At 74.0% G+C, this 24,975-nt stretch carries 23 protein-coding genes; 19 read left to right on the forward strand and 4 right to left on the reverse strand.

Annotation, left to right across the window (positions count from 1 at the left end):
• Nucleotides 1-24 precede the first annotated feature (24 nt).
• A complete protein-coding gene (locus O2V61_RS08455; protein ID WP_269182846.1) occupies nucleotides 25-2,430 on the forward strand; it encodes a RelA/SpoT family protein in 2,406 nt (801 codons plus the stop codon).
• A 60-nt stretch (nucleotides 2,431-2,490) separates the two neighbouring features.
• Here O2V61_RS08455 and O2V61_RS08460 read toward each other — a convergent pair whose 3' ends face one another.
• Both O2V61_RS08460 and O2V61_RS08465 read right to left on the reverse strand, forming a co-directional pair.
• Nucleotides 2,491-3,135, reverse strand: coding sequence for a class I SAM-dependent methyltransferase (locus tag O2V61_RS08460; RefSeq protein WP_269182847.1), 645 nt, complete (start codon nucleotides 3,133-3,135; stop codon nucleotides 2,491-2,493).
• Between the two features lie 41 nt (nucleotides 3,136-3,176).
• Complete coding sequence (locus tag O2V61_RS08465; protein ID WP_269182848.1) at nucleotides 3,177-3,980, reverse strand: peptidylprolyl isomerase; 804 nt, start codon at nucleotides 3,978-3,980, stop codon at nucleotides 3,177-3,179.
• Nucleotides 3,981-4,141: 161 nt separating this feature from the next.
• Here O2V61_RS08465 and O2V61_RS08470 point away from each other — a divergent pair, with 161 nt between their 5' ends.
• The 4 genes from O2V61_RS08470 to aspS all read left to right on the forward strand — a co-directional run bounded on the left by O2V61_RS08470 (nucleotide 4,142) and on the right by aspS (nucleotide 9,013).
• Entirely contained in the window at nucleotides 4,142-4,825 is a 684-nt protein-coding gene (locus O2V61_RS08470) for an MBL fold metallo-hydrolase (RefSeq protein WP_269182849.1), read from the forward strand.
• Between the two features lie 70 nt (nucleotides 4,826-4,895).
• Nucleotides 4,896-6,161 carry a histidine--tRNA ligase gene (gene hisS, locus O2V61_RS08475; protein WP_269182850.1) on the forward strand — a complete coding sequence of 422 codons (1,266 nt, stop codon included), beginning with the start codon at nucleotides 4,896-4,898 and terminating at the stop codon, nucleotides 6,159-6,161.
• Nucleotides 6,158-7,183, forward strand: coding sequence for an aldo/keto reductase (locus tag O2V61_RS08480; protein WP_269182851.1), 1,026 nt, complete (start codon nucleotides 6,158-6,160; stop codon nucleotides 7,181-7,183). The genes hisS and O2V61_RS08480 overlap by 4 nt, the downstream gene beginning before the upstream one ends.
• A 48-nt stretch (nucleotides 7,184-7,231) precedes the next feature.
• On the forward strand, nucleotides 7,232-9,013 hold the full coding sequence (aspS, locus tag O2V61_RS08485) for an aspartate--tRNA ligase (protein WP_269182852.1): 1,782 nt from the start codon (nucleotides 7,232-7,234) through the stop codon (nucleotides 9,011-9,013).
• An 84-nt stretch (nucleotides 9,014-9,097) separates the two neighbouring features.
• Here aspS and O2V61_RS08490 read toward each other — a convergent pair whose 3' ends face one another.
• Both O2V61_RS08490 and O2V61_RS08495 read right to left on the reverse strand, forming a co-directional pair.
• Nucleotides 9,098-9,976, reverse strand: coding sequence for a DUF559 domain-containing protein (locus O2V61_RS08490; protein ID WP_269182853.1), 879 nt, complete (start codon nucleotides 9,974-9,976; stop codon nucleotides 9,098-9,100).
• Nucleotides 9,977-10,183: 207 nt separating this feature from the next.
• On the reverse strand, nucleotides 10,184-11,041 hold the full coding sequence (locus tag O2V61_RS08495; protein WP_269182854.1) for an aldo/keto reductase: 858 nt from the start codon (nucleotides 11,039-11,041) through the stop codon (nucleotides 10,184-10,186).
• 34 nt (nucleotides 11,042-11,075) lie between these two features.
• Between O2V61_RS08495 and O2V61_RS08500 the strand changes: the two genes are divergently transcribed.
• From O2V61_RS08500 to efp, 14 genes are all read left to right on the forward strand, one after another.
• Nucleotides 11,076-12,410, forward strand: a complete 1,335-nt coding sequence (locus tag O2V61_RS08500) for a replication-associated recombination protein A (RefSeq protein WP_269182855.1) — start codon at nucleotides 11,076-11,078, stop codon at nucleotides 12,408-12,410.
• Nucleotides 12,411-12,514: 104 nt separating this feature from the next.
• Nucleotides 12,515-12,940 (forward strand): DUF948 domain-containing protein, encoded by a 426-nt coding sequence (locus O2V61_RS08505; protein WP_036334197.1) that lies wholly within the window; start codon nucleotides 12,515-12,517, stop codon nucleotides 12,938-12,940.
• On the forward strand, nucleotides 12,940-13,236 hold the full coding sequence (locus O2V61_RS08510; RefSeq protein WP_269182856.1) for a hypothetical protein: 297 nt from the start codon (nucleotides 12,940-12,942) through the stop codon (nucleotides 13,234-13,236). Before O2V61_RS08505 ends, O2V61_RS08510 begins: the two co-directional genes overlap by 1 nt.
• Nucleotides 13,237-13,295: 59 nt before the next feature.
• A complete protein-coding gene (gene alaS / locus O2V61_RS08515; RefSeq protein WP_269182857.1) occupies nucleotides 13,296-15,965 on the forward strand; it encodes an alanine--tRNA ligase in 2,670 nt (889 codons plus the stop codon).
• Nucleotides 15,962-16,528 carry a Holliday junction resolvase RuvX gene (ruvX, locus tag O2V61_RS08520; protein WP_269182858.1) on the forward strand — a complete coding sequence of 189 codons (567 nt, stop codon included), beginning with the start codon at nucleotides 15,962-15,964 and terminating at the stop codon, nucleotides 16,526-16,528. The genes alaS and ruvX overlap by 4 nt, the downstream gene beginning before the upstream one ends.
• Nucleotides 16,525-18,582: an endolytic transglycosylase MltG gene (gene mltG, locus O2V61_RS08525; RefSeq protein ID WP_269182859.1), complete on the forward strand. Its 2,058-nt coding sequence runs from the start codon at nucleotides 16,525-16,527 to the stop codon at nucleotides 18,580-18,582. Before ruvX ends, mltG begins: the two co-directional genes overlap by 4 nt.
• A 28-nt stretch (nucleotides 18,583-18,610) precedes the next feature.
• A complete protein-coding gene (locus O2V61_RS08530) occupies nucleotides 18,611-19,402 on the forward strand; it encodes a shikimate dehydrogenase (protein ID WP_269182860.1) in 792 nt (263 codons plus the stop codon).
• 10 nt (nucleotides 19,403-19,412) lie between these two features.
• Complete coding sequence (locus O2V61_RS08535) at nucleotides 19,413-20,069, forward strand: prepilin peptidase (protein WP_269182861.1); 657 nt, start codon at nucleotides 19,413-19,415, stop codon at nucleotides 20,067-20,069.
• 35 nt (nucleotides 20,070-20,104) lie between these two features.
• Nucleotides 20,105-21,283, forward strand: a complete 1,179-nt coding sequence (gene aroC, locus O2V61_RS08540; RefSeq protein ID WP_269182862.1) for a chorismate synthase — start codon at nucleotides 20,105-20,107, stop codon at nucleotides 21,281-21,283.
• Nucleotides 21,280-21,810: a shikimate kinase gene (locus O2V61_RS08545; RefSeq protein WP_269182863.1), complete on the forward strand. Its 531-nt coding sequence runs from the start codon at nucleotides 21,280-21,282 to the stop codon at nucleotides 21,808-21,810. The genes aroC and O2V61_RS08545 overlap by 4 nt, the downstream gene beginning before the upstream one ends.
• Nucleotides 21,807-22,871 (forward strand): 3-dehydroquinate synthase, encoded by a 1,065-nt coding sequence (gene aroB, locus O2V61_RS08550; protein ID WP_269182864.1) that lies wholly within the window; start codon nucleotides 21,807-21,809, stop codon nucleotides 22,869-22,871. Before O2V61_RS08545 ends, aroB begins: the two co-directional genes overlap by 4 nt.
• On the forward strand, nucleotides 22,868-23,302 hold the full coding sequence (gene aroQ, locus O2V61_RS08555; protein ID WP_269182865.1) for a type II 3-dehydroquinate dehydratase: 435 nt from the start codon (nucleotides 22,868-22,870) through the stop codon (nucleotides 23,300-23,302). The genes aroB and aroQ overlap by 4 nt, the downstream gene beginning before the upstream one ends.
• Nucleotides 23,299-24,411, forward strand: coding sequence for an aminopeptidase P family protein (locus O2V61_RS08560; RefSeq protein ID WP_269182866.1), 1,113 nt, complete (start codon nucleotides 23,299-23,301; stop codon nucleotides 24,409-24,411). Before aroQ ends, O2V61_RS08560 begins: the two co-directional genes overlap by 4 nt.
• Entirely contained in the window at nucleotides 24,412-24,972 is a 561-nt protein-coding gene (gene efp / locus O2V61_RS08565; protein WP_269156862.1) for an elongation factor P, read from the forward strand.
• Nucleotides 24,973-24,975: the final 3 nt, after the last annotated feature.

Here is a 24,975-nt window from a genome sequence, read left to right on the forward strand (position 1 = left end):
CTCCTCAACAGTGCAGGAGCACCCGTGGCCTCTGACGTCGTCGCACCGCAGACGTCCGGCGCGCCCGCCGTCGAGGAGGCGCCGCCCCGCGTGCCGCTGCCCGAGCGGCCCGCCGTCCGTCGCCCCGACGACGTGGCCCCCGAGCCGGGCGGGGAAGCCGAGACCGCGCCCCGCCGCCGGGTCCGCGACCGGCTGGCCCGGCGGATCGTCGCCGGGCAGCGCTCCACCGGCATCCGTCCGGTGCTGGAGCCGCTCTCTGTGCTGCACCGGCAGAGCCACCCGAAGGCCGACCTCGCCCTGCTGCAGCGCGCCTACGACGTCGCCGAGGAGGCGCACGCCGAGCAGAAGCGCAAGAGCGGTGATCCCTACATCACGCATCCGCTCGCCGTCGCCACCGTGCTCGCCGGCCTCGGCATGGACACCACGACGCTGGTCGCCGCCCTGCTGCACGACACGGTCGAGGACACCGGAACCACGCTGGAGTCGATCACCGCCGACTTCGGACCGCAGGTCGCCCATCTCGTCGACGGCGTCACCAAGATCGACAAGGTCAAGTTCGGTGACGGTGCGCAGGCGGAGACGATCCGCAAGATGATCGTCGCGATGTCCCGTGACCCGCGGGTGCTGGTGATCAAGCTGGCCGACCGGCTGCACAACATGCGCACGCTGCGCTTCCTCCCGCCGGAGAAGCAGGAGAAGAAGGCGCGCGAGACGCTGGAGATCCTCGCCCCGCTGGCCCACCGGCTGGGCATGAACACGATCAAGTGGGAGCTCGAGGACCTGGCCTTCGCCACCCTCTACCCCAAGCGGTACGACGAGATCGTGCGGCTGGTGGCCGAGCGGGCGCCGTCCCGGGACACCTACCTGGCCGAGGTCACCTCGGCGGTGACCGAGCAGCTCAAGGCGGCCAAGATCGAGGCCGCCGTCACCGGCCGACCGAAGCACTACTACTCGATCTACCAGAAGATGATCGTCCGCGGCCGGGACTTCACCGACATCTGGGACCTGGTCGGCATCCGGATCCTGGTCGACTCCGTCCGCGACGTGTACGCCGCACTCGGCATCATGCACGCGCACTGGCAGCCGGTACCCGGCCGGTTCAAGGACTTCGTGGCGATGCCGAAGTTCAACATGTACCAGTCGCTGCACACCACGGTGATCGGCCCGCAGGGCAAGCCGGTGGAGCTGCAGATCCGCACGCACGACATGCACCGCACCGCCGAGTACGGGATCGCGGCGCACTGGAAGTACAAGGAGAAGGCCCGGGCGGCCGGCGGCAAGGCCGACCTCACCCCGGCCCCGGGCGCCCCGGGCGACGACATGCTGTGGCTGCGCCAGCTGCTGGACTGGCAGCGCGAGGCGCAGGAGCCCGGCGAGTTCCTGGAGACGCTGCGCTACGACCTCGGTCCGCAGGAGGTCTTCGTCTTCACGCCCAAGGGCGACGTGATCAGCCTGCCGGGGGAGTCGACCCCGGTCGACTTCGCCTACGCGGTGCACACCGAGGTCGGGCACCGGTGCATCGGTGCCCGGGTCAACGGCAACCTGGTGTCCCTGGACAGCCGACTGTCCAACGGCGACGTCGTGGAGGTCTTCACCTCCCGGTCGCCGAGCGCCGCCCCCTCGAAGGACTGGCTGACCTTCGTCGGCAGCTCCCGGGCCCGCACCAAGATCCGCCAGTGGTTCACCAAGGAGCGTCGCGAGGACGCCGTCGAGGCGGGCAAGGACGCACTGACCAAGGCGATGCGCAAGGCCGGCCTGCCGCTGCAGCGCCTGCTCGGCGGGGAGTCGCTGGCCACCCTCGCGGCCGACCTGCACTACCCCGACGTCAGCGCGCTGTACGCGGCGGTGGGGGAGAACCAGGTCTCGGCGCACTCGCTGGTCGAGAAGCTGATCACCGCCCTGGGCGGGTCGGAGGGCGCGGCCGAGGACATCGCCGAGACGGCGATCCCGACGAAGCGCACCGTCGCCCGCACCGCCAGCGGTGACCCGGGCGTCGTCGTGCACGGCATGACCGACGTGTGGGCCAAGCTGGCCAAGTGCTGCACGCCGGTGCCCGGCGACGAGATCCTCGGCTTCGTGACCCGCGGTGGCGGCGTGAGCGTCCACCGCACCGACTGCACCAACGCCGCGGACCTGCAGGCCAAGCCGGAGCGGCTGGTCGAGGTCGACTGGGCCTCCCAGCCCGGCGCCGTGTTCCTCGTCGCGATCCAGGTGGAGGCGCTGGACCGGCACCGGCTGCTCTCCGACGTCACCCGGGCGCTGGCCGACGAACGGGTCAACATCTTGTCCGCCTCGGTGCAGACCAGCCGCGACCGGGTGGCGATCAGCCGGTTCACCTTCGAGCTGGCCGACCCGGCGCACCTGGGCGCGGTGCTGCAGACCGTCCGCAACGTCGACGGCGTCTTCGACGTGGAGCGCGTCACCGCCTGAGGGAGGACCCCGCAGCTCCCCGCGTTCGGCGCGGGCCCTGCAGCGGGGCCGGAGTCGTCCTCAGGGGAGCCGGGTGGCGACGACGGCGTACAGCGGGTCGCCGGTGCCCGGCGGGGTGCGCAGCGTGACCGTCGGCTCGGTGAACCAGCCGCTGCGCCGCACCAGCTCCGCGACCACGGCCCCGTGCTGCCGATCGTCGGTGGCCAGCCAGCCGCGGACGGCCTTGGTGGGGAAGCAGCGGTTGGAGAACGTGACCGCCAGGCGGCCGCCGGGGCGCAGCACCCGGCCGACGTCGGTGAGCACCTCGACGGGCCGGGTGAGGTAGTCGATCGACACGCAGCAGACGGCCGCGTCGACGTCCCCGTCGGGCAAGGGGATGCGCGGGTCGGCGTTCAGGTCGTGCACCAGCCGCTGGGTGGCCGCCGGGTTGGCGGCCAGCTCCTCGTCGTTCATGCCGAGCACCACGAGCTCGGCGGGGGGCGTGCGGAAGTGCGACACCCACGAGGACATCAGGTCCAGCACCCGCGTCGGTCGGGGTGCGGCGCCGTCGATGGCCAGCTCGGCGTACAGCTCACCGACGGCGGCGATCGCACCCTCGTCGATGTGCGTGACGAGCCGGGGCCGGTCGTAGAACCCGGCGTCCGGCCCGTCGTCGCTGCGGTCGAAGAAGCCCGGCGGGAAGCCTGCGTACCGGTCGGCGTCCATCGCGCCTCAGTGTGCGGGTGGCGGCGCCGCCCCGCGAACGGTCAGGGTGCGGCGACGGTGGTCGACTCGATCGTCACCGGCTGGGCCGGCGGACCGTCGGTGGCGCCGCCCTCGATGCCGGCGGCCGCGATGGCGTCCAGCGTCGCGAGCCCGGCCTCGTCGATGGTGCCGACGACGGTGTAGTCCGGCTGCAGCTGGCTGTCGGCGTAGACCAGGAAGAACTGGCTGGCGTCGGTGCCCTGCCCGGCGTTGGCCATCGCCAGGGTGCCGCGCGGGTAGGTCTCCGAGCCGGTCACCTGGGTGGGGAAGTCGTAGGTGGGGCCGCCGGTGCCGGTGCCGCTGGGGTCACCGCACTGCAGCACGCTCAGGCCGCCGCTGGTCAGCCGGTGGCAGGGCGTGTCCGCGAAGAACTCCTGCTCCGCCAGGTAGACCATGCTCGCCGAGGCGCAGGGGGCGTTCGCCTGGTCCAGGGTCAGCCCGATGTCACCGGCGGAGGTGGCCAGCGTCAGGTTCGTGGTGCCGGTCGTCGGCACCTCTGCCGGTGGGATGCCGACGTCGGTGAGGGTCTCGCTGCCGGAGGTGTCCGGGACGAACTCGCACGTCCCGTCGCTGCCGTCGACGACCGGGGCCGCGGTGGTGGCCTCGGGGGTGGCCGTGGTGTCCGCGGGCTCGTCGTCGCCGAGGCCGATGACGATGAAGACCGCCCCGGCCACGGCGAGGAGGGCCAGGACGGCCACCCCGATCAGCGTGTTGCGTCGGCGCTTCTGGGCGAGCTCCTCGCGGCGCTCGAGCTGCCGCTGCAGCCGTCGCTGCGCGGCCTGACGACGCTGCTTGTTGGTCGGCACTCTTCTCGGGCTCCTCGGGCTCTGCGCTCTGCCGCCGGTGGTCGCGGCCCCGGGCCGCGTGCCCACACCGCGGTGTGTGTCGAGTGCGGAGTGTAGGTGGGCTGCCTGTCCGGACCCTGGCAGCGCCAGTTGGGCGGATCTCGCCCGCGTAACCTGCACGGGTGCTCATCCGCTCCTTCCCCGCCGGCGCGTTCGGCACCAACTGCTACGCCGTCGCTCCCGGGCCTGGGCAGGAGTGCGTCGTCGTCGACCCGGGGATGGACGCGGTGGAGCCGCTGGCCCGGATGCTCGCCGACGACGGGCTCAAGCCGGTCGCCGTCGTGCTGACCCACGGCCACCTGGACCACACCTTCTCCGTGCTGCCGGTCTGCTCCGGCTACGACATCCCCGCCTACCTGCACCCCGAGGACAGCGGCATGCTGTCGGACCCGGCGCGCTGGCACGGTCCGCAGCTCGCCCCGCTGATCACCGGCGTGCAGCTCCCGGACCCGGCCGACGTCCTGCCGTTGGCCGACGGGACGACGATCTCGCTGGCCGGCGTCGACCTGACCGTGCGGCACGCGCCGGGGCACACCCGGGGCTCGGTGGTCTTCTCCCTGGACCTGGGGGAGGCGCCCGGTCTGCTCGCCGGTGACGTGCTCTTCGCCGGCTCGGTCGGCCGGGTCGACCTCCCCGGCGGCTCCTGGGAGGACATGCTCGGCTCGCTGCGCGACGTCGTCCTGCCGCTGGACGACGAGACCGTCGTCCTCCCCGGGCACGGGCCGGCCACCACGATCGGGCGCGAACGCGCCACCAACCCGTACCTCGCGGAGGCCGCGAGTGCGCCGAAGGGACGAGGACTGTGAGCGAGCATCGCAGCGAGCGCCAGCGAGCGAGGAGCGGAACGAACCCAGGAGCGCAGCGAGTGATGAGACTGTGACCGAGCCCATGCGGGCTCCGAAGGGCACGTTCGACACGCTGCCCCCCGACTCGGCGCAGTTCCTCGCCGTCCGCGACACCCTCACCGCGCCGCTGCGCCGGGCGGGCTACGGCTACATCGAGACGCCGACGTTCGAGGACACCGCCGTCTTCTCCCGCGGGGTGGGGGAGTCCACCGACGTCGTCGCCAAGGAGATGTACACGTTCACCGACCGCGGTGGCCGGTCGATCACCCTGCGCCCGGAGTTCACCGCCGGGGTGATGCGCGCCTTCGTGGAGCACCGGCTCTACGCCGGCGCGCTGCCGGTGAAGCTGTGGACCGCCGGGTCGGCGTTCCGCTACGAGCGCCCGCAGGCGGGTCGCTACCGGCACTTCACCCAGGTCAGCGTGGAGGCGATCGGGGTCGACGACCCGGCGCTGGACGCCGAGGTGGTGGCGCTGGCCGCGCAGGGGTTCCGCGACCTGGGCCTGCGCGACTTCGAGCTGCTGCTCACCTCGCTGGGTGACGCCACCTGCCGCCCGCAGTACCGCGAGCTGCTGGTCGACTTCCTGGCGAAGCTGGACCTGGACCCCGACACCCGCCGCCGGGCGGAGATCAACCCGCTGCGGGTGCTCGACGACAAGCGGCCCGAGGTGCAGGCCCAGCTGGACGACGCCCCGCTGATGGTCGACCACCTCTCCGACTCCACCAAGGCCCACTACGACGCCGTCCGCGAGCACCTGACCGACCTCGGGGTCCGCTGGACCGAGGCGCCCCGGCTGGTGCGCGGGCTGGACTACTACACGAAGACGACGTTCGAGTTCGTGCACTCCGGGCTCGGCTCGCAGTCGGCGATCGGCGGCGGCGGCCGCTACGACGGGCTGTCCGCAGCCCTCGGCGGGCCCGACCTCTCCGGCATCGGCTACGCCGTCGGCGTCGACCGCACGCTGCTGGCGGTGCAGGCCGAGGGGCTGGACGTCGTGACGTCCTCCGGGGTCCAGGCGTTCGTCGTCCCGCTGGGCGCGGAGGCCAAGCGGCTCGCCGTCAAGCTGGTCGGTCAGCTGCGGGAGGCCGGGGTCTCCGCCGACACCGTCTACGGCGACCGTGGGCTCAAGGGCGCGATGAAGGCCGCCGACCGGTCCGGTGCCTCGCACGCGGTGGTGCTCGGTGACCGCGACCTGGCCGAGGGGGTGGCCCAGCTGCGCGACCTGCGGTCGCACGAGCAGGTCGCCGTCCCCCTGGCCGAGCTGTTCGACCGGGTGCGTGCGACGGTGAGTGCGTGACTGTGACCGATGGGATCGCCGAATCCGCCAACACGCCCCTCGAGACCCGGCCCCTGGGCCGCACCGGCGCCGACGTCTCCGTCGTCGGCCTGGGCACCTGGCAGCTGGGCGGTGACTGGGGCAACGTCTCCGAGGACGACGCCGCCGCCGTCCTCGACGCCGCGCTCGACGCCGGCGTCACGCTGCTGGACACCGCCGACGTCTACGGCGACGGCCGCTCCGAGGAGCGCATCCGCAAGGCGCTGGCCGCCCGGGGCGAGCGTCCCTTCGTGGCCACCAAGGCCGGCCGCCGCGCCGACCCGTTCGCCGCGGAGACCTACACCGCGGAGAACCTGCGCGCCTGGATCGACCGGAGCCGCCGCAACCTCGGCGTCGACACCCTCGACCTGGTCCAGCTGCACTGCCCGCCGCCGGCGGTCTACTCCGACGAGCGGGTCTACGAGACCCTCGACGCGCTGGTCGAGGAGCAGGCGATCGCGGCCTACGGCGTCTCGGTCGAGACCGTCGCCGAGGGCCTGACCGCCCTGCAGCACCCGGGCGTCCAGTCCATCCAGGTCATCCTCAACGTCTTCCGCCGCAAGCCGCTGGAGCAGCTGCTGCCCGCCGCCCAGCGCGCCGAGGTCGGCATCCTGGCCCGCGTGCCGCTGGCCAGCGGGCTGCTGTCGGGGAAGTACTCCACCGACACCACCTTCGCCGCCGACGACCACCGGAACTTCAACCGCAACGGTGAGGCCTTCGACGTCGGTGAGACCTTCGCCGGGGTGCCCTTCGAGGTCGGTGTCGCCGCCGCGCGCGAGGTCGCCGAGATCGCCGGCCCCGACGTCACCACCGCGGCCTTCGCGTTGCGCTGGGTCATCGACCAGCCGGGCGTCACCGCCGTCATCCCGGGCGCGCGCAACGTGCAGCAGGCACTGGGCAACGTCGCCGCCGCCTCCCTGCCGTCGCTCAGCGCCGGCCAGCTCGCCGACCTCGAGCGGGTGTACGACGAGCGCATCCGCGCCCACGTGCACGACCGCTGGTGACCCCCACTCCTTCCCGCACCTCCTGAGACTCCTGAGAGAGGCACTACCTTGCTCCGCACCCACGACGCCGGCACGCTCCGCGCGACCGACGCCGGTTCCACGGTCACCCTCGCCGGCTGGGTCGCCCGCCGGCGCGACCACGGCGGGGTCGTCTTCCTCGACCTGCGCGACGCCTCGGGCTACGCCCAGGTGGTCGTCCGCGAGGAGGAGGCGCATGCGCTGCGCAACGAGTACTGCGTGCTCGTGACCGGCGACGTCCAGCGGCGTCCGGCCGGCAACGAGAACCCCGACCTGCCGACGGGCGAGATCGAGGTCGTCGCCAGCACGCTGCAGGTCCTCTCGGCGTCCGCGCCGCTGCCGTTCCCGATCGAGACGGCGCAGGCCGCCGGCGACGACGTCCGGTACGCCCACCGCTACCTGGACCTGCGCCGCCAGGGGCCGGCGTCGGTGCTGCGGCTGCGCAGCGAGGTCAACCGGATCGCCCGGGGGGTGATGGCCGGCCACGGGTTCGTCGAGGTGGAGACGCCGTCGCTGACCCGATCCACCCCCGAGGGCGCCCGGGACTTCGTCGTCCCGGTGCGGCTGCAGCCGGGGCACTGGTATGCCCTGCCGCAGTCGCCGCAGCTGTTCAAGCAGCTGCTGATGATCGGCGGCCTGGAGCGGTACTACCAGATCGCCCGGTGCTTCCGGGACGAGGACTTCCGCGCCGACCGGCAGCCCGAGTTCACCCAGCTGGACTTCGAGATGAGCTTCGTCGACCGCGACGACGTGCTCGCGATCGCCGAGGACGTCATCCGGGCGCTGTGGCAGGAGCTGGCGTCCTACGCCGTGCCGGAGATCCCGCGGATGACCTACCGCGAGGCGATGGACCGCTTCGGCTCCGACAAGCCCGACCTGCGCTTCGGCATCGAGCTGACCGAGCTGACCGGCTACTTCGCCGGGACCCCGTTCCGGGTGTTCCAGGCCCCCTACGTCGGCGCGATCGTGATGCCCGGCGGCGGCTCGCAGCCGCGCCGGGCCTTCGACGCCTGGCAGGACTGGGCCCGCTCGCGCGGCCACAAGGGCCTGGCGTACGTGACGATCGCCGAGGACGGCACGCTCGGTGGCCCGGTGTCGAAGAACATCTCCGAGTCCGAGCGGGCCGGCCTGGTCGAGGCCGTCGGTGCGAAGCCGGGTGACTGCGTCTTCTTCGCCGCCGGCCCCCGCCGTGGCGCCCAGGAGCTGCTCGGGGCCGCGCGCAACGAGATCGCCAAGCGGCTGGAGCTCATCGCCCCCGGGTCCTGGTCGTTCCTGTTCGTCGTCGACTTCCCGATGTTCGAGGAGACCGAGGACGGCGACTGGACCTTCATGCACCACCCGTTCACCTCGCCGACCCCGGAGTGGCGGGAGCGTTTCACCGAGGACAAGGGCGCAGCGCTGTCGGACGCCTACGACCTGGTCTGCAACGGCAACGAGCTGATGAGCGGTTCGGTCCGGATCGCCGACGCCGCACTGCAGGAGCGGGTGTTCCAGACCCTGGGCATGACCCAGGAGGAGGCCCGGGCGCAGTTCGGCTGGTTCCTGGAGGCGTTCGACTACGGCCCGCCTCCGCACGCCGGTGCGGCCATCGGCTGGGACCGCACGGTGGCGCTGCTGGCCGGCGTCGACTCGATCCGGGAGGTCATCGCCTTCCCGAAGACCGGAGCCGGCTTCGACCCGCTGACCGCGGCACCGACCCCGATCACCGCAGCCCAGCGCAAGGAAGCCGGGATCGACGTCGACCCCGACGCCGAGCCCGCGCCGGGCGAGCCCGGCGCCCCCGGCCCGACCGACCCCTCGAAGAAGGCCTGACGCCCCTCCGGGCCCCGGCCGAGTGAGCAGTTGTGGTCGCCCGTTGCGGCGTGTCCCGCCGTGTCGGCGACCACAACTGCTCACTCACGAGCTGGGCAGCAGAGCACCCCGGCTGAGCAGGGCGTCGGCGACCCGGTCGACCACCGCCGTCCGGCGCGCCAGGTGGACGGCGCCGAACCGCAGCACCAGCCAGCCACGGCTGGCCATGAACGAGTAGCGGTCCACGTCCCGGCCGAACTGTCGCCACTCCGCGTGCTGGCGCCCCTCGTACTCGACCGCGATCTTCCAGCGGCTGTAACCGAGGTCGCCGTGCACCATCGCGACACCCCGGCGGTCGAACACCGGCACCTGCACCTCGGGCGCCGGCAGGTCGCTGTCCAGCAGCCAGTACCGGATCAGGCTCTCCGGGCGGGAGGCGGCCAGCGGTGTCAGCAGCGGAGCACATCGGCGGGCGAGCACGACCCCGCGCACCCGTTCTGCCCGGGCGAGACGCGCTTCCAGTCCGGCGGCGCTGAGGTGCCCGGCCCGGAAGAGGGCGTCCCCGATGGCCACGAGCTCGTCCGGGGCCGTGTCGGCGGCGAGGTCGAGCCAGGTCTGGGCGCCGCTGGTCAGCAACAGTCCGCGATGCGCGACCCGGTCGTCGGCAGCCAGGTCCCGGACGTGCACCTGCAGCCCGCGGCGCCGGGGGCGCGGGCTGCCCGGCGGCACCACGACGTGCAGCGGGCGGGTCTCGCGGACGGGTGCGCCGAGGAGCCCGGCAGCGGTGGCGTGGCTGAACGCCGCCGCGTCGGGCAGGACGGCGACGAGTGACCGGCACATCGCGTGCACGGTCAACGGCTGTGCCTGGGAGACGTACGCCCCGCGGCTGACCCGGACGCCGTCGTCCCGGAGCTGAGCCCTGGTCAGGCCGGCGGACCGGGCGTCCTGGCGGGTGTACGTCGGCGGGAGCTCAACGGTGGACACCCCGCCGACGCTGATGCGGAGACAGTCGGACGCACCACCACCCCGCCCGATCTGTGGAGACCGCCGGCCCCTGTGGACGACGCCGGTTCCGCTTCGAGTGAGCAGTTGTGGTCGTCAGGGACGGCCTGTCCTGCCGTGTCGACGACCACAACTGCCCACTCGCGCGGGATGGGCGGGCCGACCTCAGGCTCAGGCTGAGGTCGAGGGTCAGGCGGCGTTGAGGCGGGCGAGGTGTTCGGGGGCGAGGTGCAGCTCGGACCCTGCGGCGGAGTCGGTGATCGACTCCGTCCTCGAGGCCCCGGGGATGGGCAGGACGACGTCGGCCTGGGCCAGGTGCCAGGCCACCGTCACCTGGTACACCGAGGCGCCCAGCTCGTCGGCGACGGCGGCGAACTCCGCGGCCGTCGAGCCCAGCGACTTGGCCGCCGACACCCCGCCGAACGGGCTCCACGGCAGGAAGGCCAGCCCGTGCTCGGCACAGTGCGCCAGCTCGTCGGCCGAGGAGCGCCAGCCGGGGGAGAACTGGTTCTGCACGCTGACCAGCGCGTCGCCCACGATCTCCCGGGCCGCGTCGATCTGACCGACGTCGGCGTTGGAGATCCCGGCCAGCTGCACCATCCCGTCGTCCACCAGTTCGCGGAGCGCCCCCATCGACTCCTCCCACGGCGTCGCCGGGTCGGGCCGGTGGAACTGGTACAGCCCGATCGCCTCGACGCCCAGCCGGCGCAGCGAGGCCTCGCACGCCCGGCGCAGGTAGGCGGGCGACCCGTCCAGCTCCCACTCGGCGCCCCGGCGGGTGTGGCCGCCCTTGGTCGCCACCAGCACGTCGCCCACGGAGCCGTAGGAGGCCAGCGCGCGGGCGACCAGCTCCTCGTTGTGGCCGAAGTCCGCGTCGGTGTGCGAGTAGGCGTCCGCGGTGTCGATCAGCGTGACGCCGGCGTCCAGCGCGGCGTGCACCACGGCCGCGGCCTCGTCCGGCGAAGGGCGGGGGTCCTTGGTGGACAGGGGCATCGCCCCCAGCCCCACTGCGCTGACGGTCCGGTTCCCGATGTGTCGCTTCTGCATGGGACCGTCGTGCCCCGCGGGTAGCGTCGCAACCGTGACCTCCCTGTTCGACCCCGACCCGGCCGAGGGGCCGCCACCGGTCGACCCGGGAGCTCCGCTGGCGGTCCGGATGCGGCCGCGGTCGCTGGACGAGGTGGTCGGCCAGCAGCACCTGCTCGGCCCGCGGGCCCCGCTGCGCCGGCTGGTCGAGGCCGACGAGCCGATGTCGCTGGTGCTCTACGGCCCGCCCGGCACCGGGAAGACGACGCTGGCGCACGTCATCTCGCTGGCCACGCAGCGTTCCTTCGTGCAGTTGTCCGCGCTGGACTCCGGCGTCAAGGAGGTCCGCGCGGTCATCGCGGACGCCAAGCGCGAGCTGACCCACGCCGGCCGGCGCACCGTGCTCTTCATCGACGAGGTGCACCGCTTCTCCAAGACCCAGCAGGACTCGCTGCTGTCCGCGGTCGAGGACCGGATCGTCAGCCTGATCGCCGCGACCACCGAGAACCCGTTCTTCTCCGTGGTCAGCCCGCTGCTGTCCCGCAGCCTGGTGCTGGCGCTGCAGTCACTGGACGACGAGGACGTGCGCACGGTGCTGCGCCGGGCGCTGACCAGCGACCGCGGCCTGGACGGCGCGGTGACGCTCACGGCCGAGGCCGAAGAGCACCTGCTGCGGGTGGCCGGTGGCGATGCCCGCAAGGCGCTGACCGCGCTGGAGAGCGGGGCCGGGGCGGCCCGGGCGGCCGGCTCCGACGTGCTGGACCTGGCCACCCTGGAGACGGCGGTCGCCCAGGCGGCGGTGCGCTACGACCGCTCCGGCGACCAGCACTACGACATCGCCAGCGCGCTGATCAAGAGCATCCGGGGCAGCGACGTCGACGCGGCGCTGCACTACCTGGCGCGGATGGTGGAGGCGGGGGAGGACCCGCGCTTCATCGCCCGCCGGCTGGTGATCTCGGCCAGCGAGGACATCGGCATGGCCGACCCGACCGCGCTGCTCACCGCGGTGGCGGCCGCCGACGCGGTCGCGTTCATCGGCATGCCGGAGGGGCACTTCCCGCTGGCGCACGCCGTCGTCCACCTGGCCACCGCGCCGAAGTCCAACGCGCTCACCACGGCCATGGGCGAGTCGGTGGCCGACGTGCGCGCCGGGCTGGCCGGGCCGGTGCCGGCCGGGCTGCGCGACGCCCACTACGCGGGCGCGAAGAAGCTCGGGCACGGCGCGACCTACGTCTACCCGCACGCCCACCCCGACGGCGTGGTCCCGCAGCAGTACCCGCCCGATGCGCTGGTCGGGCGCGACTACTACCGGCCGACCGGGCGCGGGGTGGAGGCGCAGATCGGTGCACGGCTGGCCAAGCTGCGGGCGATCGTCCGTCGTCGCGGCTGACGCTCCCCGGCGCTCGCGGTCGGGCCGGGGCCCCGGCGGCTAGTGTTGCGCGACCGGTGGCCACTCACCGGGAACGTGCACGAGACGACGAAGGGGACCCCCGAGTGTCCGCAGGAGAGATCGCCGGGCTCATCGCCGCCGGCGCGTTGGTGCTGCTCGTGATCCTGGTGGCGGTGCCGCTGCTCAAGCTCGGGCGGACGCTGGACGAGACGACGCTGACCATCCGCCAGGTCCGGGAGCAGAGCCAGCCGATCCTGAGCCAGGCGTCGACGACGGTCACCCACGTCAACGCCAACCTCGAGCGGGTCGACGACATCACCGGCAACGCCGCGAACGTCTCCAGCAACGTCGCCGCCCTGACCAGCGTCTTCGCCGCCACCCTCGGCAGCCCGCTGATCAAGGTCGCCGCGTTCAGCTACGGGGTCCGCAGTGCCGCCCGCAAGAAGCGGGAGGGCCAGGCCGTCGCCGACGCCCAGCGCACCGCCCGTGAGGACCGTCGCAACCGGCGCGCAGCCCGGCGGGCCGCCTGATGCGCCGGCTGTTCTGGCTGGCCATGGGCATCACCATCGGTGTGCTCGTCGTGCGCAAGCTGACCGAGACGGCGGAGAAGCTGACCCCGCAGAGCCTGGCCGGGAACCTCGCCGACGGGCTGCGCGAGCTGGCCGACGCGATCGGCGACTTCGGTGCCGACGTCCGCGCCGCGGCCGCGCTCCGGGAGGACGAGCTGCGCGCGGGCACGGGCCTCGACGCCCCGCTGCCCGACAGCGGCCAGGCCTCCCTGTCCGACGCGCTGCCCCGCCGCGGCGCCCACGCCGCGGACAGCTGAGCCATCCCCTCCGGGCGCCGCGCGCGCCCACCCCGCGCTGAAGGACCGAGACCACCCGCATGCAGACCGCCGAGATCCGCCGCCGCTTCCTGGAGCACTTCGAGAAGCGTGGGCACACCGTCGTCCCCAGCGCCTCGCTGGTGTCGCCGGACCCCTCACTGCTGTTCACCGTCGCCGGGATGGTGCCGTTCATCCCGTACCTGACCGGTCGGGAGCCGGCGCCGTACCCGCGCGCGACCAGCGTGCAGAAGTGCGTGCGCACCCTCGACATCGAGGAGGTGGGCAAGACCACCCGGCACGGCACGTTCTTCCAGATGAACGGCAACTTCTCCTTCGGTGACTACTTCAAGGCCGAGGCGATCGCCTTCGCCTGGGAGCTGGTGACCGGCGCGGTCGCCGACGGTGGTCTGGGGCTGGACCCGGAGCGGATCTGGCCGACGGTCTACCTCGACGACGACGAGGCGTTCGACGCCTGGCGGGCCTACGTCCCGGCCGAACGGATCCAGCGCCGCGGCAAGGACGACAACTACTGGTCCACCGGCGCGGCCGGCCCCGCCGGGCCCTGCTCGGAGATCCACTACGACCGCGGGCCGGCGTACGGCCCGGACGGCGGGCCGGCGGTCGACCCCACCGGCGACCGGTTCCTGGAGATCTGGAACCTCGTCTTCATGCAGTACGAGCGGGGCCCGGGGGAGGGCAAGGAGTTCCCGATCCTCGGCGAGCTGCCGAAGAAGAACATCGACACCGGCATGGGCCTGGAGCGGGTGGCCTTCCTGCTCCAGGGCGTCGACAACATGTACGAGATCGACCAGGTCGCACCCGTGCTGCACCGGGCCGCGGCGCTCGCCGGGGTGCGCTACGGCGCCGACCACGAGGCCGACGTCCGGCTGCGGGTGGTCGCCGACCACGTGCGCAGCGGCCTGATGCTCATCGGCGACGGCGTGACCCCGGGCAACGAGGGGCGCGGCTACATCCTGCGCCGGCTGCTGCGCCGCGCGGTCCGCTCGATGAAGCTGCTCGGGGTCGAGGACGCGTCGCTGCCGGAGCTGCTGCCCGTCTCCCGGGATGCGATGAGCCCCAGCTACCCCGAGCTGGCCACCGACTTCGCCCGCATCTCCGGGATCGCCTACGCCGAGGAGGAGGCGTTCCGGCGCACCCTCACCGCCGGGACGGCGCTGTTCGACACCGCCGTCGGCCAGGCGAAGCAGGCCGGCACCCCGGCCCTGTCGGGTGAGCAGGCCTTCTCGCTGCACGACACCTACGGCTTCCCGATCGACGTGACCCTGGAGATGGCCGCCGAGCAGGGCGTCAGCGTGGACGAGGAGGGCTTCCGGGCCCTGATGAAGGAACAGCGGGACCGTGCCCGGGCCGACGCGCGCGCCAAGCGCACCGGCGCGGTCGACGTGCTGGCCTACCGGCGGCTGCTGGCCGAGCACGGACCCACCGACTGGCGGGCCTACGACACGCTGCACACCGACTCCCGGGTCCTCGGCGTGGTCGAGGAAGAGGACACCGGCGGCGAACCGGTCGTCGGTCCGGGCTCGGTGACCCGGGTCGTGCTGGACCGCACGCCGTTCTACGCCGAGTCCGGGGGCCAGGTCGCCGACGCCGGCGAGCTGACCTGGGACGGCGGCCGCGCCGAGGTCATCGACGTCCAGCGCCCGGTCAAGGGCCTGGTCGCCCACCAGGTGCGGGTGCTGGAGGGTGAGCTGCGGGCCGGCACCGAGCTCACCGCCCGGGTCGACCGCGAGTGGCGGCTGTCGGCCTGCCAGGCGCACTCGGGCACGCACGTGCTGCACGCGGCGCTGCGCCAGGTGCTCGGTCCGCAGGCACTGCAGTCCGGGTCCTACAACCGGCCCGGCTACCTGCGGCTGGACTTCGCCTGGCAGGGCGCGCTGTCCGCGCAGCAGCGGATCGACGTCGAGGACGTCGCCAACGCCGCCGTCCGTGCCGACCACGGCGTCCGCGCGCTCTACATGACGCTGCCGGAGGCGCGGGAGTTCGGCGCGCTCGCGCTGTTCGGGGAGACCTACGGCGAGCAGGTCCGCGTCGTGGAGATCGGCGGTGAGTGGTCGCGGGAGCTCTGCGGTGGCACCCATGTGCACGGCAGCGCCCAGATCGGCACCCTGGCGCTGACCGGCGAGAGCTCGGTCGGCTCCGGCTCACGCCGGGTGGAGGCCGCCGTGGGCCTGGAGGGCTTCCGGTACCTGGCCCGCGAACGCGATCTCGTCCGCCAGCTCGCCGACCTGCTCAAGACCCCGCAGGACGGCGTCGCCGACCGGGTGAGCAGCATGCTGGAACGGCTGCGGGAGGCCGACAAGGAGCTGGCCGACCTGCGCTCCCGGCAGACCCTGGCCGCCGCCGGTGACCTGGCGGCCGGCGCCCGCGAGGTCGGCGGCGTCGCCGTCGTGACCGGTGCACCGGCCGGGCTGTCCGGTGGCGACCTGCGCAGCCTCGCCCTGGACGTGCGCGGCCGGCTCGGTGAGCGGCCGGCGGCCGTGTTGCTGGCCTCGGCCGCGGACGGCAAGGTGGCCCTGGTGGCCACCGTGAACCCGGCGGCCCAGCGGCAGGGCCTGTCGGCGAACGACCTGCTGCGGGCGGCGGCGCCGGCCGTGGGTGGTCGCGGTGGTGGCAAGGCCGACGTGGCGCAGGGTGGTGGGACCGATCCCGCCGGCATCCCCGCGGCCCTTGCGGCCGGCGAGCAGACGATCGGAGCGGCCACGACGTGAGCGCAGCGTCCGACGGACCCGGTCGCGGGCCGGTGGACGGGCGGACCAGGCGGTCCGGCCGCCCGCCGGCGCCCGAGGCCACCCCGCCGGAGGGCGCCCCGCGGGCCTGGGTCCCCGGCCGGCGGCTGGGTGTGGACGTCGGGACGGTCCGGGTCGGGCTGGCCCTGTCCGACGCCACGGGCATGCTCGCCAGCCCGCTCGAGACGGTCCGGCGTGCGAAGGACCAACGCGACCTGGACCATCTCGCTGAGCTGGTTGTGACACACGAGGTGGTCGAGGTGGTTGTGGGATTGCCAAAGCATCTGTCCGGAGCGTCGGGCGCCTCGGCAAGAGATGCCAGTGCATACGCTGAAGCCCTGGCCAGTCGCATCGGGAACGTCCCGGTGCACCTCGTCGACGAGAGGCTCTCCACGGTGACCGCAGCGAGTCATCTGCGCGCCGGTGGCATCGATGCCCGCCGCCAGCGCTCGGTGATCGACCAAGCGGCCGCCGTGGTCATCCTGCAGAGCCATCTCGACGAGCGACGACACACTGGCCCCGACCTCAGGGGGCGCCACTCGTGACGGAGCCGACCCAGCCGCATGCCCGCGGTCGCCACGCCCAGGCCGGCACCGGCGCCGGACGCCCGGCAGCCGAGCTGCTCGCCGCGTGGGCGGGCGCTGCGACCCTGCAGCTCCCCGACGACGACGCGACCCTGCGCCCGCGCCGCCGCCGCCGGTACGTGGCCGACACCGACGCCCGGGCCCGTTCGGGCGTCGGTGGTGTCGACGTGGCGGACGTGGAGATCACCGGCCTGGCCGCCTCCGGCATCGCCGACGTCGGCCTGGCCGCCGCCGGCCTCGACGTGAGCGCCTTCGACCTCGGCCGGCGGAGCACGAGCCCGGCGGCCCCGGGGCTCGGCCGCAGCCAGGGTGGGGCCGTCCCGGGTGCAGCTGCCCGGGAGGTGACCGTTCCGCAGACCGCCGAGATGCCGGCCGCCCCGCCGGCCGTCCCGAGCCTCGGGGGCACCACGCCCGGGGCCGGCCCGGCGGTCGGCCGGCGAGTCCCGACGCCGCGGCCCCCCACCGAGCCCACCACCGCCGACCACGTCCGCGCGGACCGGTTCGCCGACGCCGGGACCGACCCTGGTTGGCTGTCGGCATCCAGCCGTCCCGTCCGCGGGTCGGCCGGATCGTCGTCGGTCCCGGCGAACGGGCCGTCCGGTGCACTGGCCGGGCTCGTCTCCGGACCGGTCGGCGCCGAGGTGCGCACCGCATCTCGGGACACGCCTGTCGAGGAGCCGGCGACGGTGGTGCACGCCGCACTGCCCGCCGACGAGCTCGACCCGGACGAGGAGCGTTGGCGGATGGCCTCCGAGCGGCACGGCGGCGACGAGGGCGACCTCGATCCCGCCCATCTCGACCCCCACGACGACGGCACCGTCGCCCCGGCAGCCGACGCGTCCCCCGAGACCGGCGGCCTCGACGTCATCGGCGGCGGTGACCACGACGAGCACCACGACGACTTCTACGACGACCACGCCGACGGCCACGACGGTGCCGGCGCCGGCGGAGCCACCGGCGCAGGCCGGGGCGGGCGCCGACGCCGCGGTCCGGTGGTGGTCGGGCTCTCCCTGGTGGTCCTCGCCGCACTGATGGCGGGGATCTTCCTCGGTGGCAAGGCCCTCTGGGAGCGGGTGAACCCGGTGGCCGAGGACTACGCCGGCGCCGGCACCGGCGAGGTCGACGTCCGCGTCGAGTCGGGTGACTCCCTGCGGGCCATCGGCGCCACGCTGGTGGAGGCCGGGGTCATCGCCTCGGTGCCGCCGTTCACCGAGGCCGCGGAGGCCAACCCGGCCGCGACCGGCATCCAGCCCGGCGTCTACCGCCTGCGCGAGCAGATGTCCGGCCAGGCCGCACTGGACCTGCTGCTGGACCCGGTCTCCCGGCAGGTCACCCGGGTCACCCTGCCCGAGGGCCTGCGGGTCACCCAGGTGCTGCAGCGGCTGGCCGACGAGGGTGGGCTGCCGCTCGCCGACCTGGAGGCCGCCGCCGCCGACCCGGCGCAGCTGGGGCTGCCGGCCTACGCCAACGGCACCCTGGAGGGCTTCCTCTTCCCGGCCACCTACGACATCGAGCCCGGCCAGACGGCCGTGGACGTGCTCAGCCGGATGGTGGCGCGCACGGACCAGGTGCTCACGGACCTGCAGATCCCGGTCGAGCAGCGGCTCGCGACGCTCACCGAGGCCAGCATCGTCCAGGCCGAGGCCGGCACCGCGGAGGACATGGGCAAGGTGGCCCGGGTGATCGAGAACCGGTTGATGGACGGCATGCGGTTGCAGATGGACAGCACCGTCAACTACGCCAGCGGTGAGACCGGGCTGCTCACCACCCCGGAGGACCGGGCCAACCCCTCGCCGTACAACACCTACGCGAACGCGGGCCTCCCACCCGGCCCCATCGGCAACCCCGGTGAGACGGCGCTGCGCGCGGTGCTGAACCCCACCGAGGGCCCCTGGCGGTTCTTCGTGCTGACCAACCCGGAGACCGGGGAGTCGGCGTTCGCGGAGACGGCGGAGGAGCACCAGCGGAACGTGCTGGTGTTCCAGCAGTGGCTGCGGGACAACCCGGGCAATTGACGCACCGTCGCGACCCGGTCCGGCCGGCATGAGGGCAGCCGTCCTCGGCCGGCCGGTCGGGCACTCCCTGTCGCCCCGGCTGCACCGGGCCGCCTACGCCGCACTCGGCCTGGACGACTGGAGCTACGACGCCCTGGACGTCGGGGCCGAGGACCTGCCGGTGCTGCTGGCCGGGCTCGGCCCGGAGTGGCGTGGCTTCTCGGTGACCATGCCGTGCAAGCAGGCGGCGGTGGCGGTGGCCGACGAGGTCGACCCACTGCCGCGGCTGCTGGGTGCGGCGAACACGCTGCTGCGGACCGACGCCGGCTGGCGCGCGGAGAACACCGACGTCGCCGGTGTCGGGATGGCCCTCCAGCTGGGCGGTGTCGAGCAGGTGGAGCACGCGGCCGTCCTCGGGGCCGGGGGGACGGCGGCCGCCGCGGCCACCGCGCTCGCCTCCCTCGGTGCCCAGCAGGTGGACGTCGTGGTCCGGGAGCCCGCCCGCGCCGCTGACCTGCTCCGGGTGCTGGCCGCCCTCGGGGTGAGCGCCGACGTCCAGCGGCTGGACCGCACCGGGACGGTCACCGCGCCGGTGGTGGTCAGCACGGTCCCCGCCGACGGTCAGGCCGCCGTCGCCGACCTCGCCTGGCGGCGCGGACAGACGGTGCTCGACGTGCTCTACGCCGGCTGGCCCACCCCGCTGGCCCAGCGCGTGCAGGCGGCCGGCGGGCGGACCATCAGCGGCTTGGAGGTGCTGTTCTGGCAGGCCACCGCCCAGGTCGAGCTGATGACCGGCCGACCGGCGCCGATCGAGGCCATGCGCGCCGCGCTGGACGCCTGACCACACCCCGGTGACCGGAGTGCTCACCGGGGCCGCCGCCGTCCTGGGGCTGCTGCTCGGCCCGTGGCTGGCGACCGTCACGGTGCGGCTGGCCGAGCGTGACCGGGCGGCGCGTCCGTCGTCCGGGCGGGTGGTGGTCACGGCGGTCGGCGCCGCGGTGGCGCTCGCCGCCGCACCTGCCCTGGCCGGTCTGCGGCCGGCCACCGTCGCGTTCGCCTGGTTCGGGGCGGCCGCGGTGGTGCTGGCCGGGGTCGACCTGGCCCGGCACCGGCTGCCCGACCGGGTCACCTTCCCGGCGGCCGCGGCCTGTGCCCTCGCCCTGCTCGTGGACGCCGCCGTGCTGGGCACCTGGCCCGCGCTGGCCCGGGGGGTCGTCGCCGCTGCGGTGGTCACCGGCCTGGGCACCCTCGCGCGGGTCGTCCACCCCGGCGGTCTCGGCGGCGGCGACGTCAAGCTGCTCGGTCTGCTCGCCCTCCTCCTGGGCTGGGTGGGCTGGAGCGTGCTGGTGGCGGGGGTGCTGGCCGGGTTCGTCCTCGGCGCGGTGGGCTCGCTGCTGCTCATCGCCCTGGGCCGGGTCGGCTGGCGCATGGCCGTGGCGTTCGGCCCGCCGTTGCTGGTGGGCGCCTACGTCGCGCTGGGGCTGGCTGCCACGATGCCCATGCCCTGACGGGAGGTGCGCCGTCGACTGGCAGAATCGCCGGCATGTTGCGCTGGTTGACCGCAGGTGAGTCGCACGGTCAACAGCTCACCGCCATCCTGGAGGGGCTGCCCGCCGGGGTGCGGGTGCAGACCACCGACCTCGACGCCCAGCTCTCCCGCCGCCGCCTCGGCCACGGCCGCAGTGCGCGGATGAAGTTCGAGGAGGACGTCGTCACCCTCACCGGCGGCGTCCGGCACGGGGTGACCCAGGGTGGGCCGATCGCCGTCCAGGTCGGCAACACCGAGTGGCCGAAGTGGCAGAGCGTGATGGCCGCGGACCCGGTCGACCCCGAGGTGCTGGAGGGGCAGGCGCGCAACGCCCCGCTCACCCGCCCGCGCCCCGGTCACGCCGACCTCGCCGGCATGCAGAAGTACGGCTTCGACGACGTCCGCCCCGTGCTGGAGCGGGCGAGCGCGCGGGAGACCGCCGCCCGCGTCGCGCTGGGCACCGTGGCGCAGGCGTTCCTGCACCAGGTGCTCGGGGTGCGGGTGGTCAGCCACGTGGTGGGGATCGGGCCGGTCACCGTCCCCGACGGGGTGCTGCCCGGCCCGGAGGACAACCCGCGCGTGGACGAGGACCCGGTGCGCTGTGCCGACCCGGCCACGAGCGCGCGGATGACCGCCGAGATCGACGACGCCCGCAAGTCCGGCGACACCCTGGGCGGGGTGATCGAGGTGGTCGTCCACGGCCTGCCGCCGGGCCTGGGCAGCCACGTGCACTGGGACCGCCGGTTGGACTCCCGGCTGGCCGGGGCGCTGATGGGCGTGCAGTCGGTCAAGGCCGTCGAGGTCGGTGACGGGCTGGAGACCGCCCGCCGGCGCGGCTCGGTCGCCCACGACGAGATCGACGTGGACGGCGACCGGCTCTCCCGGCGCACCGACCGGGCCGGCGGCATCGAGGGCGGCATGACCAACGGCGAGGTGCTGCGGGTACGTGCCGCCATGAAACCGATCAGCACGGTGCCGCGTGCGCTGGCCACGATCGACACCGCCACCGGCGAGGCAGCGGTCGCGATCAACCAGCGCAGCGACGCCTGTGCCGTGCCGCGCGGCAGCGTGGTCATGGAGGCGATGGTCGCCCTGGTGCTGGCCGACGCGGTGCTGGAGAAGTTCGGCGGGGACTCGGTGCCAGAGACCCGCCGGAACGTGCAGGGCTACCTCGACGCCCTGACCTACCGGTGACCGGCCCCGCCCTGGTCGTGGTGGGGCCGCCCGCGTCGGGCAAGACGACGGTGGGCGCCGCGGTCGCCCGGGCGCTCGACCTGCCGTTCCGGGACACCGACGCCGACGTGGAGGCCCACACCGGGAGCACGGTGGCCGACCTCTTCGTGCAGCAGGGCGAACCGCACTTCCGGGCGCTGGAGGAGCAGGCCGTCGCCCGCGCGCTGGCCGAGCACGACGGCGTCCTGGCCCTCGGCGGCGGCGCGGTCACCAGCGCGGCCACCCGGGAGCGGCTGGTCGCCCACGGGCGGGCCGGCGGCGCCGTGGTCTGGCTGGACGTCGACGTCACCTCGGCGGCCAAGCGGGTGGGGCTGTCCCGGGACCGGCCGCTGCTCGCGGTGAACCCACGCGCCATGCTACGGACCATGCTCGAGACCCGCGCCCCGCTCTACGCCGAGGTCGCCACCGCGACCGTCGTCACCTCGGCCCGTCCGGTCGAGGACGTGGTGGCCGAGGTGCTCACCGCGGTCGGGGCGGGCACCCGGTGACCGCCCAGCGGATCACCGTGGGCGGCGACCGGCCCTACGACGTGCTCATCGGCCCGGGGGTGCAGGCCCAGCTGGGGCTGGTGCTGGACGGCACCGCCCGCGCCGCCGTGGTGCACAGCCGGGCGCTGGCCGGGGCGGCCGGTGCCGCGGTCGAGACGCTGCAGCAGGCCGGGGTCGCCGCCGAGGCGGTCGTCGTCCCCGACGGCGAGGCGGCCAAGACGGCGGAGGTCGCCGCCGGTGCCTGGGAGGAGTTCGGCCGGCTGGGGCTCACCCGGTCCGACGCCGTGGTGGGCATCGGTGGGGGAGCGGTCACCGACCTGGCCGGGTTCCTCGCCGCCACCTGGACCCGCGGGATCCGGGTGGTGCAGGTGCCGACCAGCCTGCTGGCCATGGTCGACGCCGCGGTCGGGGGGAAGACCGGCATCAACACCGCGGCCGGCAAGAACCTGGTCGGCGCCTTCCACCCGCCGGCGGCGGTGCTGGCCGACACCGACGCGCTGGCCGGGCTGCCCGAGGCGGAGTTCCGCTCCGGGCTCGCCGAGGTCGTCAAGTGCGGCTTCATCGCCGACGGGCGCGTGCTGGAGCTGCTGGCGGCCGACCCGACCGGTCGGGCGGACACCGCCGAGCTGATCGCGCGAGCCGTGCAGGTCAAGGCCGACGCCGTGGCCGACGACCTCTACGACACCGGCCGCCGGGAGTTCCTCAACTACGGGCACACCCTGGGGCACGCGATCGAGCGGGTCGAGGACTTCGGCTGGCGGCACGGGGAGGCGGTGGCGGTCGGGCTGGTGTTCGCCGCCGAGCTGGCCTGCCAGGCCGGGCGGCTGTCCCGCGCCGACGCCGACCGGCACCGCGAGCTGGTCGATGCCATGGGCCTGCCCACCACCTACCGGGGCGACTGGGCCCAGCTGCAGTCGGTGATGCGGGTGGACAAGAAGGCCCGCGGCGCCTCACTGCGCTTCGTCGTCCTCGACGGGCTCGGTGCGCCGACCATCCTGACCGACCCCGACCAGGCCTGGCTGGACGCCGCCTGGGCCGCCGTGAACGGAGACCGCGCATGACGATCCAGGTGCTCAACGGCGCCAACCTCGGCCGGCTCGGCACCCGCGAGCCCGAGGTCTACGGCACGACCACCCACGCCGAGCTGGTGCAGCTGATCGAGTCCGCCGCCGCCGAGCTGGGGCTGGACGTCGTCGTCCGGCAGACCGACTCCGAGGGCGAGCTGCTCGGCTGGGTGCACGATGCGACCGACGCCGGCGACCCGGTGGTGATCAACCCCGGCGGGTGGTCGCACACCTCGGTGGTCCTCCGGGACGCGCTCGCGGCGGTCACCGCCCCGGTGGTGGAGGTGCACATCAGCAACGTGCACACCCGCGAGCCGTTCCGGCACCACTCCTACGTCTCGGCAGTGGCCGACGGGGTGATCGTCGGGCTCGGGGTGCAGGGGTACGAGCTGGCGCTGCGCCACCTGGCCGCCCGGGGAGCCCGGTGACCCGCCCCGAGGCCGGCCGCCGGGACCGGCTGCGCGCCGCCGCAGCGGCCGCCGGGCTGGACGCCGTCCTGGTCACCGACCTGCTCAACGTCCGCTACCTGACCGGCTTCACCGGCTCCAACGGCGCGCTGCTGCTGCGCACCGACGGTGGCTCCGCGGGCAGCGGGGACCTCTTCGGCACCGACGGCCGGTACACCATGCAGGCCGGCACCCAGGTGCCCGACGTGGAGCTGCTGGTCGACCGGGCCACGATGCCCGCCCTGGCCCGGGCCGCCCGCACCGGCGGGGCGACCCGGCTGGGCTTCGAGTCCCACGTGGTGACCGTCGACGAGCTGCACGGCCTGGAGCGGATGCTCGGTGAGGACGGCGCCGCCGTGGAGCTGGTGAGCATCCGCCGGGCGGTGGAGGTGCTGCGCGCGGTCAAGGACGAGGGCGAGATCGAGGCGCTGCGGCGGGCCTGCGCGGTCGCCGACGCGGCGCTGGCCGAGCTGGCCGCCGAGGGCGCCCTGCGCCCCGGGCGCACCGAGCTGCAGGTGGGCCGGGAACTGGACGCCCGGATGCTCGCGCTGGGTGCCGAGGCGCCGAGCTTCGAGACGATCGTGGCGGCCGGGGCGAACTCGGCCATCCCGCACCACCGGCCCGACTCCACCGAGCTGACCGAAGGTGACTTCCTCAAGCTGGACTTCGGGGCCACCGTCGACGGCTACCACTCCGACATGACCCGCACCCTGGTGCTGGGGCACGCGGCGGACTGGCAGCGCGAGGTGTACGAGCTGGTCGCTGCCTCGCAAGCGGCCGGTCGGGCGGCGCTGGCGGTCGGCGCACAGGTGACCGCGGTGGACGCCGCGGCCCGGGACGTCATCGTCGCCGCCGGGCACGGCGAGCACTTCACCCACGGGCTGGGGCACGGTGTCGGCCTGGAGATCCACGAGGCTCCGGGCATCTCGGCACTGGGCGCAGGTACCCTGGCCGCTGGCATGGCCGTCACCGTGGAGCCAGGCGTGTACCTGCCCGGCCACGGCGGTGTCCGGATCGAGGACACCTTGATCGTCACGGACGACGAGCCCGAGTTGTTGACCCTCACGAGCAAGGAACTGCTGGTCCTCTAGATGGCTACCACCAACGACCTCAAGAACGGCACCGTCCTCAACCTGGACGGCCAGCTGTGGACCGTCACCGACTTCCAGCACGTGAAGCCGGGCAAGGGTGGCGCCTTCGTGCGCACCACCCTGAAGAACGTGCTCTCCGGCAAGGTCGTCGACCGCACGTTCAACGCCGGCCTGAAGATCGAGACGGCCAACGTCGACAAGCGGTCGATGACGTTCCTCTACGCCGACGGCACCGACTACGTCTTCATGGACGGCGACACCTTCGAGCAGATCTACGTCCCCGCCACGACCCTCGGGGACGGTGCGAACTACCTGCTGGAGAACACCGAGGTCACGGTGGCGGTGCACAACGAGACCCCGCTGTACGTCGAGCTGCCGGTGACCATGGAGCTGGTCGTGCAGCACACCGACCCGGGCCTGCAGGGCGACCGCTCCACCGGCGGCACGAAGCCGGCGACGCTGGAGACCGGTGCGGAGGTCCAGGTGCCGCTGTTCATCACCACCGGCGAGAAGCTGAAGATCGACACCCGCGACGGCCGCTACCTCGGCCGGGTCAGCTGACCT

This window comes from Modestobacter sp. VKM Ac-2985, from assembly GCF_026967925.1.
In the GTDB taxonomy this organism is placed as follows: Bacteria; Actinomycetota; Actinomycetes; order Mycobacteriales; family Geodermatophilaceae; genus Modestobacter.